17 protein-coding genes are annotated in these 17,417 nt (G+C 56.3%); 13 read left to right on the forward strand and 4 right to left on the reverse strand.

Going from position 1 to position 17,417, the window contains the following annotated elements; genetic code table 11:
- Positions 1–113: 113 nt before the first annotated feature.
- From AC6I8E_RS06005 to AC6I8E_RS06045, 9 genes are all read left to right on the forward strand, one after another.
- Positions 114–1,073: an isoaspartyl peptidase/L-asparaginase family protein gene (locus AC6I8E_RS06005; protein WP_497824536.1), complete on the forward strand. Its 960-nt coding sequence runs from the start codon at positions 114–116 to the stop codon at positions 1,071–1,073.
- Positions 1,074–1,083: 10 nt separating this feature from the next.
- Positions 1,084–2,940: a dipeptide ABC transporter ATP-binding protein gene (locus tag AC6I8E_RS06010; protein ID WP_497824537.1), complete on the forward strand. Its 1,857-nt coding sequence runs from the start codon at positions 1,084–1,086 to the stop codon at positions 2,938–2,940.
- A gap of 54 nt (positions 2,941–2,994) precedes the next feature.
- Entirely contained in the window at positions 2,995–4,530 is a 1,536-nt protein-coding gene (gene gsiB / locus AC6I8E_RS06015) for a glutathione ABC transporter substrate-binding protein GsiB (RefSeq protein WP_033782461.1), read from the forward strand.
- Positions 4,531–4,576: 46 nt separating this feature from the next.
- Positions 4,577–5,506, forward strand: coding sequence for a glutathione ABC transporter permease GsiC (gene gsiC / locus AC6I8E_RS06020; protein ID WP_013357265.1), 930 nt, complete (start codon positions 4,577–4,579; stop codon positions 5,504–5,506).
- Positions 5,503–6,408 carry a glutathione ABC transporter permease GsiD gene (gene gsiD / locus AC6I8E_RS06025; RefSeq protein ID WP_013357266.1) on the forward strand — a complete coding sequence of 302 codons (906 nt, stop codon included), beginning with the start codon at positions 5,503–5,505 and terminating at the stop codon, positions 6,406–6,408. Before gsiC ends, gsiD begins: the two co-directional genes overlap by 4 nt.
- The gene (locus tag AC6I8E_RS06030; protein ID WP_013357267.1) at positions 6,405–6,854 is read left to right on the forward strand and encodes a DUF4385 domain-containing protein; all 450 of its coding nucleotides are present in this window, start codon (positions 6,405–6,407) and stop codon (positions 6,852–6,854) included. Before gsiD ends, AC6I8E_RS06030 begins: the two co-directional genes overlap by 4 nt.
- 435 nt (positions 6,855–7,289) lie before the next feature.
- Positions 7,290–7,925, forward strand: coding sequence for a carbonic anhydrase (locus AC6I8E_RS06035; protein WP_013357268.1), 636 nt, complete (start codon positions 7,290–7,292; stop codon positions 7,923–7,925).
- Between the two features lie 141 nt (positions 7,926–8,066).
- Positions 8,067–8,726 carry a DUF3313 domain-containing protein gene (locus tag AC6I8E_RS06040; protein ID WP_497824538.1) on the forward strand — a complete coding sequence of 220 codons (660 nt, stop codon included), beginning with the start codon at positions 8,067–8,069 and terminating at the stop codon, positions 8,724–8,726.
- 112 nt (positions 8,727–8,838) lie between these two features.
- On the forward strand, positions 8,839–9,975 hold the full coding sequence (locus AC6I8E_RS06045) for a PQQ-dependent sugar dehydrogenase (RefSeq protein ID WP_497824539.1): 1,137 nt from the start codon (positions 8,839–8,841) through the stop codon (positions 9,973–9,975).
- A 147-nt stretch (positions 9,976–10,122) separates the two neighbouring features.
- On the opposite strand, the gene AC6I8E_RS06050 is transcribed toward AC6I8E_RS06045, so the two are convergent.
- A complete protein-coding gene (locus AC6I8E_RS06050; RefSeq protein ID WP_013357271.1) occupies positions 10,123–10,779 on the reverse strand; it encodes an HAD family hydrolase in 657 nt (218 codons plus the stop codon).
- A gap of 272 nt (positions 10,780–11,051) precedes the next feature.
- Between AC6I8E_RS06050 and AC6I8E_RS06055 the strand changes: the two genes are divergently transcribed.
- Positions 11,052–12,254, forward strand: coding sequence for a serine hydrolase (locus AC6I8E_RS06055; protein WP_497824540.1), 1,203 nt, complete (start codon positions 11,052–11,054; stop codon positions 12,252–12,254).
- 239 nt (positions 12,255–12,493) lie between these two features.
- Here the strand turns inward: AC6I8E_RS06055 and ybjG are convergent, their stop codons facing one another.
- A complete protein-coding gene (gene ybjG, locus AC6I8E_RS06060; protein ID WP_107319462.1) occupies positions 12,494–13,099 on the reverse strand; it encodes an undecaprenyl-diphosphate phosphatase in 606 nt (201 codons plus the stop codon).
- A 403-nt stretch (positions 13,100–13,502) separates the two neighbouring features.
- On the reverse strand, positions 13,503–15,191 hold the full coding sequence (locus AC6I8E_RS06065) for an aspartate:alanine antiporter (RefSeq protein WP_013357276.1): 1,689 nt from the start codon (positions 15,189–15,191) through the stop codon (positions 13,503–13,505).
- A 258-nt stretch (positions 15,192–15,449) separates the two neighbouring features.
- On the opposite strand from AC6I8E_RS06065, the gene ybjM reads away from it, so the two are divergent.
- A complete protein-coding gene (gene ybjM / locus AC6I8E_RS06070; protein WP_041457189.1) occupies positions 15,450–15,815 on the forward strand; it encodes an inner membrane protein YbjM in 366 nt (121 codons plus the stop codon).
- An 89-nt stretch (positions 15,816–15,904) separates the two neighbouring features.
- Here ybjM and AC6I8E_RS06075 read toward each other — a convergent pair whose 3' ends face one another.
- Positions 15,905–16,168, reverse strand: coding sequence for a GrxA family glutaredoxin (locus AC6I8E_RS06075; protein WP_003849263.1), 264 nt, complete (start codon positions 16,166–16,168; stop codon positions 15,905–15,907).
- Between the two features lie 254 nt (positions 16,169–16,422).
- Here AC6I8E_RS06075 and AC6I8E_RS06080 point away from each other — a divergent pair, with 254 nt between their 5' ends.
- Together AC6I8E_RS06080 and nfsA are read left to right on the forward strand one after the other, a co-directional pair.
- On the forward strand, positions 16,423–16,674 hold the full coding sequence (locus tag AC6I8E_RS06080; RefSeq protein WP_013357278.1) for a DUF1418 family protein: 252 nt from the start codon (positions 16,423–16,425) through the stop codon (positions 16,672–16,674).
- A gap of 16 nt (positions 16,675–16,690) precedes the next feature.
- Positions 16,691–17,413: an oxygen-insensitive NADPH nitroreductase gene (nfsA, locus tag AC6I8E_RS06085; RefSeq protein WP_013357279.1), complete on the forward strand. Its 723-nt coding sequence runs from the start codon at positions 16,691–16,693 to the stop codon at positions 17,411–17,413.
- Positions 17,414–17,417 lie beyond the last annotated feature (4 nt).

Here is a 17,417-nt window from a genome sequence, read left to right on the forward strand (position 1 = left end):
TTTCCGCTTTACAACACTTAGCAGGCTTTCTATAGTCAAAAATCACCAAAAATGGGTGAAAACCATTTTAAATCAGTGTTTTTCGTCCTGATGCAATCACAGGGTAGAGCGTTATGGTCAATGCAGTGATCGCCATTCACGGCGGCGCAGGTGCGATTTCGCGCGCAGCAATGAGCGCTGAAAAGGAGCAACGCTACCGTCAGGCGCTCCACGATATTGTCACTCAGGGTCAGCAGATACTGGCTCAGGGCGGCAGTGCACTCGATGCGGTAACCGAGGCCGTACGACTGTTGGAAGAGTGTCCGCTGTTTAACGCGGGCAAAGGCGCGGTCTTCACCCATCAGGGCACCCATGAACTTGATGCCTGCATTATGGATGGCCGCACGCTGGAAGCGGGCGCGGTCGCAGGCGTAACGCGATTACGTAATCCGGTCCTGGCGGCACGTGCCGTGCTGGAAAAAAGCGAGCATGTGCTGTTTATCGGGGAAGGCGCGGAGCAGTTTGCCGTGGCGCAGGGGCTGGAAACGGTCGAACCTGATTACTTTTCGACGCCGGAACGCTGGGAGCAGCTGCAGCGCGCGCTCAACAGCGATACCGCGGTGCTGGACCATGATGGTGCCGCACATAGCGACGACCCGCTCGACCCGGACCGTAAGTTCGGCACTGTCGGGGCGGTCGCGCTGGATCTGGCGGGCAACCTCGCTGCAGCCACGTCAACGGGCGGGATGACTAACAAGCAGGCCGGACGCGTCGGCGACTCGCCGCTGCCGGGCGCGGGCTGCTACGCCAGCAACGACAGCGTGGCGGTCTCCTGTACCGGCACCGGTGAAGTCTTTATGCGGACGCTGGCGGCTTACGATGTGGCCGCGCAGATGCGCTACGTCGGACGCTCGTTGCAACAGGCAAGTGTTAACGTTATTCATGACAGCGTGCTGGAACTGGGCGGCAGTGGCGGCTTAATTGCCATCGATCGCGCAGGCAACGTGGCGCTGCCGTTCAACAGCGAAGGGATGTACCGGGGCGTTGCGCGGGTCGGCGAGGCGGCTGAGGTCGCTATCTATCGCGAAAGTTAAGGATGCAGAAATGAGCGACAGGCAAACGCTACCGCCGCTGGCCCCTGATCAGGTGCTGGCGGTACGCGATCTCAGTGTGCGTTTTCAGCACGAAGCCACCGTCACAGACGCGGTGCGTCATTTGTCACTCGATCTGTTTCGCGGCGAAACGCTGGCGCTGGTAGGAGAGTCAGGTTCAGGAAAATCGGTCACCTCGCTGGCGCTGATGCGACTGATTGAGCAGGCTGGCGGCAGGGTGAGCGGTGAGGTGCAATTACGTCGTCGCAATGGCGAGGTGCTGGATCTGATGCGCGCTTCAAAAAGTCAGATGCGTCGGGTGCGCGGCGCGGATATGGCAATGATCTTTCAGGAGCCAATGACCTCGCTGAATCCGGTCTTCTCCGTGGGCGAGCAGATTGCTGAATCCATCCGTCTTCATCAGGGGCTGAGCCACGCCGGGGCACTGGCAGAGGCGCGCCGGATGCTCGATCTGGTGCGCATTCCCGATGCGCACAATGTCCTGTCTCGTTTTCCGCATCAGCTCTCAGGCGGAATGCGTCAGCGCGTGATGATTGCGATGGCGCTCTGCTGCAAACCGGCGCTGCTGATTGCCGATGAGCCGACCACCGCACTTGACGTCACTATTCAGGCGCAGATTCTGCAACTCATCCGTGTGCTGCAAAAAGAGATGCAGATGGGGGTGATTTTTATCACGCACGATATGGGCGTGGTCGCCGAAATGGCCGATCGCGTTCAGGTCATGTATCGCGGCGATGTGGTGGAGAATGCGCCCGTCGCCGAACTGTTCAGCGCACCGCAGCAGCCCTACACCCAGGCGCTGCTGGCGGCTGTGCCAAAGCTAGGTTCGATGCAGGGGCAGCCCCTGCCGGCCAAGTTTCCGCTGCTGCATAGCGACGCCGTTGATGACGTGCCGCAGGATACGGTTCGCCGCCTGCAGCCCCCCATTCTGCAGGTACGCGATCTGGTCACCCGCTTCGATATTCGCGGCGGCCTGCTGAATCGCGTCAAAAGCCGGGTTCATGCCGTCGAAAAAGTCAGTTTTGATCTCTATGCCGGAGAGACCCTGGCGCTGGTGGGGGAGTCGGGCTGTGGTAAATCGACCACCGGACGCTCGCTGCTGAAGCTGGTTGCCAGCCAGGGCGGCACGCTGACATTTGACGGACAGCGCATCGACCATCTCTCAGGTGCTGCGCTCGCCCATCTGCGGCGCGATATTCAGTTTATTTTCCAGGATCCCTACGCCTCGCTTGATCCCCGACTGACGGTTGGCTTCTCAATTATGGAGCCGCTGCTGGTCCACAAGACGATGCCGCGTCGTGAGGCGGAGCAGCGCGTCGCCTGGTTACTGGATAAAGTCGGTCTGCTGCCGGAACATGCTCAGCGCTATCCGCATGAGTTTTCCGGCGGGCAGCGCCAGCGTATCTGTATTGCCCGCGCGCTGGCGCTGAATCCGAAGGTGGTCATCGCCGATGAGTCCGTCTCGGCGCTGGATGTGTCGATTCAGGCGCAGATTATTAATCTGATGCTCGACCTGCAGCGCGAGTTTGGCATCGCCTTTCTGTTTATTTCTCACGATATGGCGGTGGTGGAGCGTGTCAGCCACCGTGTGGCGGTAATGTATCTCGGTCAGATTGTTGAGATAGGGCCGCGTCAGGCGGTGTTTGAACAGCCTCAGCACCCCTATACCCGAAAACTCATGGCCGCGGTGCCGGTAGCCGATCCGGCGCACCGGCATCGTGAACGCGCCTTACTGGTCGATGAGATCCCCAGCCCGATTCATGCCTTAGGGGATGAACCTGAAGTGGCGCCGCTGATGGAGGTGGCTCCGGGTCATTTCGTCGCCCGCCACGTTATCAGCGCGACCTGAACAGTGAAGATGTCGCCCCGGCGACCAACCCGACAGGGATTACAGGAGAACAAGATGCAGATTACGATGCGTAAAGGGTTACTGGCGGCTGGCGTGTTAAGCAGCGCAATGACATTGCCCGCCTGGGCAGCACAGGATGCGGTGATTGCCGTCGCGTCCAACTTCACCACGCTCGATCCCTATGATGCCAATGACACGCTGTCGCAGGCGGTGGCGAAATCGTTCTATCAGGGGCTGTTTGGCTTCGATAAGGATATGAAACTCACCAATGTGCTGGCGGAGAGCTACCAGGCCAGCGCCGACGGCCTGACGTACACGATTAAGCTGCGCTCCGGGGTTAAATTCCAGGATGGCACGGACTTCAATGCGGACGCGGTGAAGGTCAACCTCGATCGCGCCAGCAATCCGGATAACCATCTTAAGCGCTATAACCTGTTTAAACGCATTGCCAGCACCGAAGTCGTCGATCCGACCACGGTGAAAGTGACGCTGAAAGAGCCGTTCTCAGCCTTTATCAACAATCTGGCCCATCCGGCGGCAGCAATGATTTCGCCTGCCGCGCTGAAAAAATATGGCAAAGAGATCGGCTTCCATCCGGTGGGCACCGGTCCGTTTGTGTTTGAAACCTGGAATCAGACCGACTTTGTGAAGGTGAAAAAGTGGGATGGCTACTGGAAACCGGGCTATCCGAAGCTGGACAGCATTACCTGGCGACCGGTGGTGGATAACAATACCCGCGCGGCCATGCTGCAGACCGGCGAAGCGAACCTTGCGTTCCCGGTGCCTTATGAGCAGGCAAAACTGCTGGAGAAGAACAGTAAGCTCGATGTGGTGACCACGCCTTCGATTATGCAGCGTTACATCAGCCTTAACGTGACGCAGAAGCCGTTCGACAATCCGAAGGTACGTGAAGCGCTCGAGTATGCCATCAACCGTCAGGCGCTGGCGAAAGTGGCCTTCGCCGGTTACGCCACGCCTGCGACCGGCATCGTGCCGCCCGCCATCGACTTTGCGCAGACCTATCCGGCTATCAGCTACGATCCCGCTAAAGCGAAAGCGTTGTTGAAAGAGGCAGGCTACCCGAACGGATTTGAAACTACGCTCTGGTCGTCGCACAACCACAGCACCGCGCAGAAGGTGCTGCAGTTCACTCAGCAGCAGCTGGCGCAGATTGGCGTGAAGGTAAAAGTCACGGCGATGGATGCGGGTCAGCGTGCTGCTGAAGTCGAAGGTAAAGGCCAGAAAGAGAGCAACGTGCGCATGTTCTACACCGGCTGGTCCGCCTCAACCGGTGAAGCCGACTGGGCGCTGACGCCACTGTTTGCCACCGCAGCCTGGCCACCGGCAATCTTTAACACCGCGTTTTACAGCAATCCGAAGGTCGATAAAGATCTGGCCGATGCGCTGAAAACCACCGACCGTGCTGAAAAAGCGCGTCTCTACAAAGAGGCACAGGACACCATCTGGCAGGACCATCCGTGGATCCCGCTGGTGGTTGAGCAGCTGGTTTCTGCCAACAGCAAAAACCTGACTGGTTTTTATGTGATGCCCGATACCTCATTCAATTTTGATGAGGCCACGCTGAAGTAACGGAGCCGGCCAGCCCGTGTGGCTGGCCGCAACTGCAGGATGTTGCATGTTTAACTACTTTCTCAAACGACTGTTTGGGCTGATCCCCACGCTGCTGATCGTGGCGGTGCTGGTATTCCTGTTTGTTCACCTGCTGCCGGGCGACCCGGCGCGCCTGATCGCCGGGCCGGAAGCGGATGCCTCGGTGGTGGCGCTGGTGCGTCAGGAGCTGGGTCTGGATCTGCCGCTGCCACAGCAGTTCTGGCACTTTATGCTGAATGCGCTGCAGGGTGATTTCGGTCAGTCGATGGTCTCAAAGCGGCCGGTTGCGGATGAGATCGCCTCACGCTTTATGCCGACACTGTGGCTGACGCTTGCCAGCATGATCTGGGCGGTGATTTTTGGCATGACCATCGGCATCGTTTCGGCGGTCTGGCGTAACCGCTGGCCCGACAGGCTGGGGATGACGCTGGCGGTGTCGGGCATTTCGTTTCCCGCCTTTGCGCTGGGGATGCTGCTGATGCAGGTCTTCTCGGTTGAGCTGGGCTGGCTGCCCACCGTCGGCGCTGAGAGCTGGAAGCATTACATTCTGCCCTCCATCACTTTAGGTGCAGCGGTCGCCGCGGTCATGGCACGGTTTACCCGCGCTTCGTTCGTGGAGGTGATGCAGGAAGATTACATGCGTACCGCCCGGGCCAAAGGGGTACGCGAGTCGCTGGTGGTGGTGAAACATGGCCTGCGCAACGCGATGATCCCGGTGGTCACGATGATGGGGTTGCAGTTTGGTTTTCTGCTGGGTGGCTCAATCGTGGTCGAGGTGGTGTTTAACTGGCCGGGCCTGGGGCGTCTGCTGGTCGACTCCGTGGCGATGCGCGACTATCCGGTTATTCAGGCCGAAGTACTGCTGTTTTCTCTGGAGTTTATTCTGATCAATCTGTTTGTCGACATGCTCTATGCGGTGATTAACCCCGCTATTCGCTTCAAGGAGTCGCGATGAAAAACTGGCGACGTGAAGCGGCCCTGAAAACGATGCCGCTGATAGCGGAGAACCGGGTGCGTACGCCGTGGCGTGAGTTCTGGCGACGCTTCCGGCGTCAGCCGGTGGCGCTGCTGGCCGGGGTGTTTGTGCTGATACTGATTGTACTGGCGGTGATCGCCCCCTGGATTGCGCCGTTCGACGCAGAGAACTACTTCGATTATGACCGGCTCAACGACGGTCCGTCGCTGATGCATTATTTTGGCGTCGATTCGCTGGGTCGCGACATCTTCAGCCGGGTGCTGGTCGGCACGCGTATTTCCCTGATTGCCGGCTTTTTCTCGGTGGTGATTGGCGCAGTGATTGGCACACTTTTCGGGCTGTTAGCCGGGTATTACGAGGGCTGGTGGGACCGTATCACCATGCGCATCTGTGATGTACTGTTTGCCTTTCCCGGCATTCTGCTGGCGATTGCGGTGGTGGCGATTATGGGCAGCGGCATGAGCAACGTGATTGTGGCAGTCGCTATCTTCAGCATCCCGGCCTTTGCCCGTCTGGTACGCGGTAACACGCTGGTGCTGAAACATCAGACCTATATTGAGTCGGCACGCAGCATCGGCGCGTCTGACTGGACGATCCTGATGCGGCATATTCTGCCCGGCACGGTATCGCCGATTGTGGTCTATTTCACTATGCGGGTCGGCACCTCCATCATCACCGCCGCCAGTCTGTCGTTTCTCGGGCTGGGCGCGCAGCCGCCCACGCCGGAGTGGGGCGCCATGCTGAATGAGGCGCGGGCCGACATGGTGATTGCCCCGCACGTGGCGATTTTCCCCAGTCTGGCGATTTTCTTCACGGTTCTGGCATTTAATTTGCTCGGTGACGGGCTACGTGACGCACTTGATCCTAAACTAAAGAAATGAAACCTTTCGATTATGATCAGGACTTCAGCACGATCGACTTCCGCCAGCATCCCGAGCTTTATCAGGTCGGGCGAGGTGAGCAGGGTGTGCTGATGGTCGAGCCTTATAAAGGCGAAATTCTGCCGCACTGGCGTTTTCGCACCGTTCCCATTGCTGAAGAGTCGGCTGAAAAAATCATGGCGCTGTTTGAGGATTACCGGCGTCAGGACGATTTTGTCGGCATGGATATGGCGCGCAAATTTATCCAGATGGGGTACACCCGGGCGCGGCGTTACAGTAACCACAAAGGCGGCCGCAAATATGACGCGGACGGCAAGGAGCTGCCGCGCGGCGTCAATGAGGAAAAGGCCGCAGCGGCGGCTATCTTCAAAGCTTATTGGGACAAACTGCGTGAGGATGAGGATTATCTGCGCCGCAAAAAAGCACATCAGCAGCAGTATGGTTAAGCGCTAAATCTCTTCCCCCGGCTACCTCCACCGTGGCTGCCATCATTGCCTGAACCCGCCCGGCTCATTCTCCGGGCGTTAACCTGATCCCCTTTGTCAGCCCTGAAAGGCCAGATGCAAATGAGAAATCTTTGGTTTCGGTCAAACTGCGACGTAAAGTAGTGAAAAAACGCGTAAAAGCCGGTCCACGACTCGGACAAAAAAAGCGGATGGATCACACTCTGCCTTTTCCGGTAACGTCCCGTGCTGTAAAAAGAAATCGGCTCCGAAAACGCTGGATGACGGATAAGCGAAACGCTGACGATGACAGCAGTTCAGCGCTGTCCGAAAAACGCGGGTTGATATTCACTTGTTTTCATTAATAATAAACCAGCAAACCCCACTGAGGGGGCTATGCCCCTCAGGTAATGAAATGGATAATGTGAGAGCTAAATAATGAAAGAGATCATCAACGGATTTCTGAATTTCCAGCAGAATGTGTTTCCTGAAAGGAAGGATCTTTTCAAAAGCCTGGCGTCAAATCAAAATCCGAAAGCGCTGTTCATCTCCTGTTCAGACAGCCGTCTGGTGCCGGAACTGGTGACGCAGCAGGAGCCAGGAGAGCTGTTCGTTATCCGCAATGCGGGCAACATCGTTCCCTCATTTGGCCCGGAGCCGGGTGGTGTCTCCGCCACGATCGAATATGCGGTGGTCGCGCTGGGCGTCTCAGACATCATCATCTGCGGTCACTCCAACTGCGGTGCCATGAACGCCATCGCGTCATGCGCCTGCATGGATACCATGCCTGCGGTTGAGCACTGGCTGCGCTATGCCGATGCGGCAAAAGCAGTGGTCGAGCAGCGTGAATATGACTCGCCAGAGAAGAAGCTGAACGAGATGGTCAAAGAGAACGTGATCGCTCAGCTGAACAACATGAAGACTCATCCGTCGGTCTCCGTTGCCCTGCGTAACGGCAAGCTGCGCCTGCACGGCTGGGTTTACGACATCGAAACCGGCACCATCATGGCGCTGACTCAGGGCGGTAAGCAGTTCATCACCCTGTCTGATAATCCTGATGCCAGTTTTGAGTAATGCCTTTCACCCGCTGCGTTATGCAGCGGGTATTTTCCGATCTTCCGCACAGATAACCCCTTAAAACGACGCCTATTTTCAGCATTTCCCCCGTGATTTATCTATGCTTGCTTAAACCTTCCTGACACAAGCGAGTTGATCATGCGTAAAACGTCCGTTGCTGCTCTGCTGGCAGTTTCCGCACTGTTGCTCAGTGGATGTACTTCTCATGTTGCAGACAAGCAGCACTATTCGGGTTTCTTAGCGGATTACAGCCAGCTGAAGCCCTCTGAATCGGCCAGCGGGGAACCGACCCTGCGCTGGATTTCTCCCGACTATAAGAGCAGCCAGTATCAGGATGTGCTCTATACACCGGTCGTGTTCTATCCGACTGCGCGGCCTACGGCTCGCGTCAGTCAGCAGACGCTGGATCAGATACGCAGTTACACCGATATTCAGTTGAAAGGGGCGATTGCCACCCGTCTGCCGCTGGTTAATCAGGCTTCGCCACATACTCTTAAAGTGCGTGCCGCGATCACCGCCGTCTCGGCAGAGAACGAGGGCGTACAGTTTTACGAAGTGGTGCCGATTGCGGCAGTCGTCGCCAGTACGATGGCAGCATCAGGCCACCGAACTCAGAACAGTGAACTGTTCCTGGAAATCGAAGCCAGCGACGCCGTGACCGGCAAACCGTTGATCCGGGTTGTGCGAAAAGCCTTTGGCAAAACGGTCAGTAACAGCACGACGTCAATCACCTTTGATGATCTGAAGCCGGGTATTGATACGCTGGTTCGTGACACGGTGAGTTTCAACGCGCCATAACCTTTCGGGGCGGCACATCCTTGTCGCCCTGTTTAATCTTTTGTAAATCCTCAGGTTCACCACGCAGCGGATGACTACGCTTAAGGGCACGCTATCCCGTCAGGAGAACCTTATGTCCCGTTTTTCGACTGCTCTTGTGCTCGGCGGCGCGCTGCTGTGCGCCTCGCCACTGTTTGCCGCCGACGTAAAGGTCGAGGTATTGCAGGATAAGTTACAACATCCATGGTCTGTTGCCTTCCTGCCCGACAACAAAACGCTGCTGATTACCGAGCGTAGCGGAGCGCTGCGCAGCTGGAGTCCGGAGAGTGGCCTGTCGCAGCCGATTCAGGGTGTGCCAAAGGTCTGGGCAGAGCGTCAGAGTGGTCTGCTGGACGTGGTGCTGGCACCCGATTTTGCGACCAGCCGTCGCGTCTGGCTCAGCTACACCGAGTCAAACAGCAGCGGCAAAGCAGGTGCCGTCGTGGGCGTCGGGACGCTGAGTCCGGATAACCGGCAACTCAGCGATTTCCGCGAGGTAGTCCGGCAGACGCCGATGCTCTCCAGCGGCAATAATATCGGCACCCGGCTGGCGTTTGATACGCAGGGCTACCTCTGGATCGCGTTCGGCGATAATTTTGTCAGCAGCGCCGCGCAGGATCTCGATAAGCTGCAGGGCAAACTGCTGCGGCTCAACGCCGATGGCAGCGTGCCGGACGATAATCCGTTTGTGAAAAAGCCCGGCGCGCGGCCAGAGATCTGGGCCTATGGTCTGCGTAATCCGCAGGGACTGGCGCTTAATCCCTGGACCGGCACGATATGGGAAAATGAACATGGCCCGCGCGGTGGCGATGAAGTGAATATCATGGCCCGGGGCAAGAACTACGGCTGGCCGCTGGCGACGTACGGCATTGACTACAGCGGCGATAAAGTGCCGGAATCAAAGGGCACCCATGCTGCAGGCACCGAACAGCCGCTTTATCACTGGAAGGATTCGCCGGCCATCAGCGGCATGGCGTTTTATAACAGCGCCCGTTTTCCGCAGTGGAAGAATTCGGTGTTTATCGGGGCACTGAAAGAGAAAAACCTGATCCGTCTGAGTCTCAACGGCGAAAAAGTGGTGGAAGAGCAGCGCCTGCTGGGCGATCAGAAGGCGCGAATCCGCGATGTGCGGCAGGGACCGGATGGCTGGCTCTATGTGCTGACCGATGAGGCCAATGGCAGGCTACTGAAAGTGGGATTAGCGCAGGACGCTGGCGCGTCCCGCGGCTAAGGAGCTGGCCTGGCAGACGATTTTATTTGTCAGTCTGGACCTGAGCCGTGCTCCCAATCTTCACATACTCCATGTATGCGCCGGTTGCTGCGCACGGTCCGTGTCCAGACTGCCTGAAACAATGATGCCTGCCGGGAAGGCGCTGAGTCAGCGTGCCCAGTGGTAAACCTGCCAGCCGCGGTTTAGCGCTTCCTGGTGCAACTGTTCATCCGGGTTGATAACGTGGGCATGATCGGCCTGTTGGAGGAGCGGCAGGTCGTTCATGGAGTCGCTGTAAGCCCAGGTGCGGTCAAAGTTCTCCTCCTGCTGCAGCGCTTTCCAGTCACCCAGGCGGGTCACTTTACCCTCTTTGTAGGTCATGGTGCCGTAGGTGTTGCCGCTGTAGCGCTCATCCACGATCTCAACGCCAATCGCCAGCGCGCCGCAGGCACCCAGCTTCTCGGCAATCGGCACCACCAGATGTTCGCCACTGGCGGAGATGATCATCACTCTGTCACCGCGTGCCCGGTGCCACTCAATGCGCTCGCGGGCGGCCGGATAAACGCGTGGCATGATGTCGCGATGAATGAAGCGGCGCACCCAACCTTCAACGGTCAGTGTTGCCATGCCTGCCAGCGGGGAGAGGGTTTTATTCATGTACTCTTCAATCGACAGCGTGCCGGCATAGTACTGGTTCATCAATGCCTGTTCCTGATCAATCAGTTCGCTGGGGGCGAATCCCTGTGATACCAGCCAGCGCAGCCACAGGCTGGTGCTGTCTTCACAAATCAGTGTTTCATCAAGATCAAAAAGGGCTAAGTCCATGGTCGGTCTCCTCGGCTGACTGGCTTTCAGGTTAGCCGATAATTGTGACGGGCTTAACTCTTCTGCGAAAAATCGGAATTTCACGCAGTTTTGAAAGTGACAGACGCGGGGAAAAGCGGCACGCGCGCGGCGCTTATGCCAGGGTTACTCTACTAAACTCTAAAAAACTTTACGATTCGACGGTTTTTTTCGCTGCCGGCAACGGTTAGCGTTTGAGTGAGAATTTTCTGCCCCTGGAATTTCGATTTAACAAGGACAATCCGGCCAAGCCCATGACAAACACTCGCTTCTCATCTCGCCTGCGGCACCTTGCTGCCACCTCACTACTGATTCTTGCCCCCATCAGCGTGTTTGCTGAGCAGGCGCCCGCCGCGCCCGGCATTGACGCTAAAGCATGGATCCTGATCGATTACGCCAGTGGTAAAGTGTTAACCGAATCCAGTGCCGATCAGCGTCTCGATCCCGCCAGTCTGACCAAGATGATGACCAGCTACGTGGTCGGTCAGGCGATTAAAGCGGGCAAAATCAAACCGGATGACCTGGTCACCGTGGGACCGGATGCCTGGGCGACCGGCAATCCTAAGCTGCGCGGCTCTTCGCTGATGTTCCTCAAGCCGGGCGATCGGATACCGGTTCATGAGCTGAATAAAGGGATTGTGATCCAGTCCGGTAATGACGCCTGTATTGCGCTGGCGGACTATGTGGCGGGCAGTCAGGATTCGTTTATCGGCCTGATGAACAACTATGTGAAGGCGCTGGGACTGCAGAATACCCACTTTATGACGGTGCATGGTCTGGATGCAGAAGGGCAGTACAGTACCGCGCGTGATATGGCGCTGATTGCCCAGGCGCTGATCCGCGATGTGCCCGAAGAGTACGCACTGAATAAAGAGAAAGAGTTCACTTTTAATAAGATTCGCCAGATTAACCGCAACCGCCTGTTGTGGAGCACCAACCTTAAGGTGGATGGTGTCAAAACCGGTCACACCTCCGGCGCGGGCAATAACCTGGTGGCTTCCGCGACCGAAGGCGACATGCGTCTGATCTCGGTGGTGCTCGGCACCGCCAGCGACGCGATTCGTTTCCGCGAAAGTGAAAAGCTGCTGACGTGGGGCTTCCGTTTCTTTGAAACGGTAACGCCGATTAAAGCGGATGCGCCGTTTGCGCAGCAGCGGGTCTGGTTTGGTGACAAAAGTCAGGTGAATCTGGGCGTGGCGAAAGATGCCGCGCTGACCATCCCGAAAGGGCAGATGAAGAACCTGAAGGCGAGTTTTAAACTCAATGCGCCGCAGCTTGAAGCGCCGCTGAAGAAGAATCAGGTGGTTGGCACCATCGACTTCCAGTTAGACGGTAAGACGATCGAACAGCGGCCGCTGGTGGTGCTGCAGGATGTGCCGGAAGGCGGCTTCTTCAGCCGGATGATTGATTTTGTGATGATGAAGTTCAACGGCTGGTTCGGGAAGTGGCTATCATAAGTGAGCAGGGACGCTGATGCGTCCCTGAGACAGTTGATTAGTGTGTTCCGTAAGCTGTAAGACAGAGCCTGCTCAGGGAACACGGTCAGATCGGAAAGACGCAAAAGCCGTCATCCATGACATGCTCTGCCCGCGCCATCCATGGCGCGGGACGCTTTCCTCCTCTGCCCGTGTTCCCTTCGGGTTAAGCTTATCGATCGCTGTGAGATCCTGACTCAGGCTTATGAGCAGTCCCTTTCTTAATTCTGTGTCCAGCCCTTACGAATAGGCAAAGCAAACAGCGCCCGATAGAGCGGGTTTATCACCGCCAGCATCCGCTCGCCATAGAACTGCCACGCCAGATGCGACGCCAGACAACTCAGCAGACCCACCAGGAACCCACCCAGCATATCCATTGGCCAGTGAACGCCCAGGTAGACCCGCGACCAGGCGATAGCACAACCCGCTACCATCAGCACCACACCCGACCAGAGGCGATGCCAGAAAATAAATGCCAGCGCAAAGGTGAATATTGTCGTGCCGTGATCGCTGGGATAAGAGTCATCAGCGGCGTGATGCAGGAACTGATAACCGTAGCCAATAGCGAAAGGGCGGGGATGCGGCAGCAGATGACCCACACACCATGAGATCGCCAGCGCATAGATCAGCGCCATACCCGTTTTCAGTACCAGCACCCGCTGCGAAGAAACCTGATCGCGCGGTCCCCAGAGCCACATCGTGACGATTAACAGTGGCACGATGGCGATCAAATCTCTGGCAATAAAGGTCGCCAGCTGCAGCAACCAGGCGGGTGATGCCGGTGTGGCATTGATGGCAGTAAACAGTGCGTGGTTCAGCTCTTCCATATCGGGATAAATTCCTCAGCAGACAGGCCGGTCATCAGCTTCAGGCAACATCCGGTCACCCAGGCACGATAACAGCGGCAAATAAACGTTCAGCGACAGCGCGCCCGACCAATCAATCAGCACAATTTGCTAACTTAACAGAGCGCTATCCTGCTTTTTGCCGGGCAGTTCGTCTACGGAAAGGCTCTTAATCTCATAATGAGTTGCACAACTGTTTAAGTTTTATGACGGTTTGAGAGGTGATTTCAGAGTGGAAGCGCGGGATCGGGCGAAAAAAAGGCATAAAAAAACCCGCCGGGAAAAAGACCAGCGGGCTCCACAATTTGGGGATTTCAAAGAAAAGCAGTGGCACTTATTATGACTATCGCTTAACAATAAAGTTCTGGACGTCAGCAAAAAAATTTTATAGGGGCAGTATTGGCCAGATAATCACAATCAGCGTCCCCGCCAGCGTCAGTAACACGTTGGCGATCGCATAGGTCCCGGCATAGCCCAGCGCCGGAATATTACTGCGTGCCGTATCGCTGATGATCTCCATGGCCGGTGCGCAGGTTCGCGCGCCCATGATGGCTCCAAACAGCAGGGCGCGGTTCATCCGCAACACATAGGCACCAAACAGATAGCAGATGATCACCGGAATCAGGCTCACCAGCAGACCGCACAGCAGCATCAGCGCACCATCACTGCTCAGGCCGTGATTAATCCCGCTGCCGGCACTTAATCCTACGCCCGCCATAAACACCATCAGGCCAAACTCTTTCACCATGGTAAGCGCGCCCTGCGGAATATAGCCAAAGGTCGGATGGTTGGCGCGCAGGAAGCCGAGCATAATACCGGCGAACAGCAGACCCGCCGCGTTGCCAATACCAAAACTGAAATTGCTGAACTGAAACGTAATCAGACCAATCATCAGACCCACGATAAAGAACGCGCAGAAGGCCAGGAGATCGGTCATCTGACTGTGAATCGCGATAAAGCCGATGCGATCGGCCACGCTTTTCACCCGTCGCGCCTCGCCGCTGACCTGCAGCACATCACCTTTGTTGAGCATGATGCTGTCGTCGATCGGCATCTCAATCTGACTGCGTATCACCCGGTTCAGGAAGCAACCATGATCGGTAAGGTTTAACTTGCTGAGGCGTTTGTTCACTGCGTTGTGGTTCTTCACCACGATCTCTTCTGTGACGATACGCATATCCAGCAGATCGCGGTCAAACACCTCTTTGCCGTTACGGAAACTGGGGTCGAGCCGGGCATGTGCATCGGGATAGCCCACGAGCGAGATATCATCACCAAGCTGCAGCACCGCATCACCATCGGGACTGGCGAGAATACCGTTGCGGCGAATACGCTCAATGTAACAACCTGTCTGACGATAGATACCCAGCTCGCGCAGGTTTTTGCCGCCGCTCCACGCCACCAGTTCCGGGCCCACGCGATAGGCGCGGATCACCGGCAGGAAGACTTTACGCTGGCTGTCGGCATCCAGACCGCGTTCCCGCGCAATCTGCTGCGCACAGGTCGGCAGATCCTGATGTTGCAGACGGGGCAGGTAGCGTGCCCCGAAAATCAGACTGACCAGGCCGATCAGGTAGGTCACAGCGTAACCGAGGCTCAGCTGATCCTGCATCAATCCAAGCTGCTTTGGATCGCTGATGCTTTGCCGCAGGGTATCACCTGCGCCGACCAGCACCGGCGTTGAGGTCATCGACCCAGCCAGCATGCCGGCGGTGAGCCCAATATCCCAGCCAAAGAGTTTACCCAGCCCCAGTGCCAGCAACAGCGCGCTGACGACCATGACGATGGCGAGCATGAAATAGTTTTTGCCGTCGCGAAAGAAAATAGAAAAAAAGTTGGGACCCGCTTCAACACCAACACAAAAAATAAACAGCATAAAGCCCAGACTCAACGCATCGGTATTGATCGCGAAGTGCTGCTGCCCTAATAAGAGCGAAACCACTAATACGCCAATCGAATTTCCCAGCTGAACCGAGCCAAGACGCAACTTGCCCAGACAGAGGCCGAGCGCCAAAACGACAAATAATAACAAAATGTCATTTCCGCTTAACAATCCTGCGACGTTAATATTCACTGTTTAACTTCTTGTTTACGTGTAACCTGTTGAAGAGTGGCCTGTTTTTCGCTATCGTGATCAGGCCGTTGAGGTTCTGTTGTATCAACACTGCAAATGGAACCGTTATCGCGGCGCTATTCTAATCACAAATATCTTATACAGCTATTAGCTGTTTTCATTCGTTGCCATAACGAACTGTTTCTTTTTATTTCCACCAGAACGCATCAGGGATATCAGCAGGTTATTGTCGGGGTTACTTTTAATCAGTGGGGTGGTATGCCGCAGCGTTCTTATCTCTGGACTACCCGCCTGTGCGGCGTGGTGTTGTACAGTCTGGTGTTTGTTTTTACCTGTCATTTCTGGCAGGTCGGTCCCGGCCCGCTTCGTGGTCAGCCCGAATTACTGCTCTTTATGTTACCTGGTATTTTGATGGCGTTGATGCAGGTGGAAAGCCCGTTAAAAAGCACGCTGCTGATGGGGCTCTGGGGAACATTGCTGGCAGCACTGCTGCTCAATAACAGCCTGTTTATTCACAGCAGCGGACTGTTTGCCATCGCGTGGAGTCTCAGCGCACTGTTCTGGGCTGGCTGCGGGGCGTTGCTGGTGCGGTTAATGCAGATTGTGATGGCGTCACTCAACTAACACGCTGCCCGATGGCTGACGTCAGCCAGAAAGCAAAAAGGCGAGACAGGAAAATCCTGTCTCGCCTTTTTCATTCCGGTTATCTGCGCTTACGCGACAAATCCCAGATTCTCTTTGGTCCAGGCCGCAAACTCGGTGTAACCACCGATATGTTTTTCGTCCACGAAAATCTGCGGTACGGTGCTGACCGGTTTACCGGCGCTGGCTTCCAGGTCGGCTTTAGTAATGCCTTCTGCATTAATATCAACATACTGATAGCTAAAGTCATCGCGCTCCGCGGTCAGTTTGTCGGCCAGTTCATGGGCACGGACACAGTAGGGACAGCCCGGACGACCAAAAATAACAGCAATCATTGAGAACTCCTTGCAGCGACGATTATGTGATGTGTATCACATAATCAAACAGAGAATGGCAACCATCATGCCCGCTCGTATCGCTTAAGGAAAGCAGGATTTGCCTGTTAGTCTGATGCCCGCACGCTATTGCCGCCGTTCAGGAAGCGTCTGAAACAAGGGCTTTTTCACGACGGCAGCCCGTGTAACCCGCGCAATTTTTGGGTTGTTGACCATAATTGACGCTCAGTAAGCCGCAAAGGCAGGAGGATATGATGCAGAGTGTGGCCAGATTACCCCGGTTTATCGTGGTGCTGGAAGCGGCTGGCGGCCTGTTAATTCTGGGTGCGCTGCTGCTGATTAACCACTGGCTGCCGCTGCCAGATCAGGCGGATGCCAGAACGCTGGCTACCGTGCTGTTCATCGCTGGCGTGGTGCTGATGCTGCCTGCTGCCTGGCTATTGATGTGGCGCACCGCGAAAGCTATCGCGCCACAGCTGTTCAATCAGATTGATAAAAAAAGATAATGTTGCTGGAGACTTTATGACACCGACCATTGATTTACTGTGCAGCCACCGTTCAATCCGCGCCTTTACTGACCAGCCGGTCAGCGAAGCCCAGCGTGAAGCGATTATTAATGCGGCGCAATCGGCGTCCACATCCAGCTTTTTACAGTGCTCTTCTATTATCCGTATCACCGACAAAGCGCTGCGTGACAAGCTGGTGACGCTGACCGGCGGACAGACGTGGGTCGCAGATGCACCTGAGTTCTGGGTTTTCTGCGCGGACTTTAATCGCCACCTGCAGATTTGCCCGGATGCGCAGCTGGGCCGTGCTGAGCAGTTGCTGCTGGGCTGCGTCGACACCGCCCTGATGGGACAGAACGCGATGGTCGCGGCGGAATCGCTGGATCTGGGTGGCGTCTTTATCGGCGGGATCCGTAACAGCATTGCGGAAGTGACCGAACTGCTGGGCCTGCCGAAATTTGTGCTGCCGCTGTTTGGTTTCTGCCTGGGGCATCCGGAATCAAAGCCGGACGTCAAACCGCGTATGCCGCATGCGATGCTGGTGCATGAGAACCGCTATCAGCCTCTGGATCCGGCGGTGCTGGCAGAATACGATAGCCGCACAGAACTCTACTATCAGCAGCGCGACAGCAACCAGCGCAGCGAAACCTGGAGCGAGCTGATCCAGCGGCTGATCATTAAAGAGACGCGTCCGTTTATGCTCGATTATCTGCATCAGCAGGGCTGGGCCACGCGTTAATTCA

The sequence above is a fragment of the Pantoea sp. X-Soil-YNGN-785 genome, assembly GCF_059730585.1.

Coding starts and splice junctions, on each gene's coding strand:
- AC6I8E_RS06005 (WP_497824536.1), top strand. CDS start 114: ATGGTCAATGCAGTGATCGCCATTCACGGCGGCGCAGGTGCGATTTCG.
- AC6I8E_RS06010 (WP_497824537.1), top strand. CDS start 1,084: ATGAGCGACAGGCAAACGCTACCGCCGCTGGCCCCTGATCAGGTGCTG.
- gsiB (WP_033782461.1), top strand. CDS start 2,995: ATGCAGATTACGATGCGTAAAGGGTTACTGGCGGCTGGCGTGTTAAGC.
- gsiC (WP_013357265.1), top strand. CDS start 4,577: ATGTTTAACTACTTTCTCAAACGACTGTTTGGGCTGATCCCCACGCTG.
- gsiD (WP_013357266.1), top strand. CDS start 5,503: ATGAAAAACTGGCGACGTGAAGCGGCCCTGAAAACGATGCCGCTGATA.
- AC6I8E_RS06030 (WP_013357267.1), top strand. CDS start 6,405: ATGAAACCTTTCGATTATGATCAGGACTTCAGCACGATCGACTTCCGC.
- AC6I8E_RS06035 (WP_013357268.1), top strand. CDS start 7,290: ATGAAAGAGATCATCAACGGATTTCTGAATTTCCAGCAGAATGTGTTT.
- AC6I8E_RS06040 (WP_497824538.1), top strand. CDS start 8,067: ATGCGTAAAACGTCCGTTGCTGCTCTGCTGGCAGTTTCCGCACTGTTG.
- AC6I8E_RS06045 (WP_497824539.1), top strand. CDS start 8,839: ATGTCCCGTTTTTCGACTGCTCTTGTGCTCGGCGGCGCGCTGCTGTGC.
- AC6I8E_RS06050 (WP_013357271.1), bottom strand. CDS start 10,779: ATGGACTTAGCCCTTTTTGATCTTGATGAAACACTGATTTGTGAAGAC.
- AC6I8E_RS06055 (WP_497824540.1), top strand. CDS start 11,052: ATGACAAACACTCGCTTCTCATCTCGCCTGCGGCACCTTGCTGCCACC.
- ybjG (WP_107319462.1), bottom strand. CDS start 13,099: ATGGAAGAGCTGAACCACGCACTGTTTACTGCCATCAATGCCACACCG.
- ybjM (WP_041457189.1), top strand. CDS start 15,450: ATGCCGCAGCGTTCTTATCTCTGGACTACCCGCCTGTGCGGCGTGGTG.
- AC6I8E_RS06075 (WP_003849263.1), bottom strand. CDS start 16,168: ATGATTGCTGTTATTTTTGGTCGTCCGGGCTGTCCCTACTGTGTCCGT.
- AC6I8E_RS06080 (WP_013357278.1), top strand. CDS start 16,423: ATGCAGAGTGTGGCCAGATTACCCCGGTTTATCGTGGTGCTGGAAGCG.
- nfsA (WP_013357279.1), top strand. CDS start 16,691: ATGACACCGACCATTGATTTACTGTGCAGCCACCGTTCAATCCGCGCC.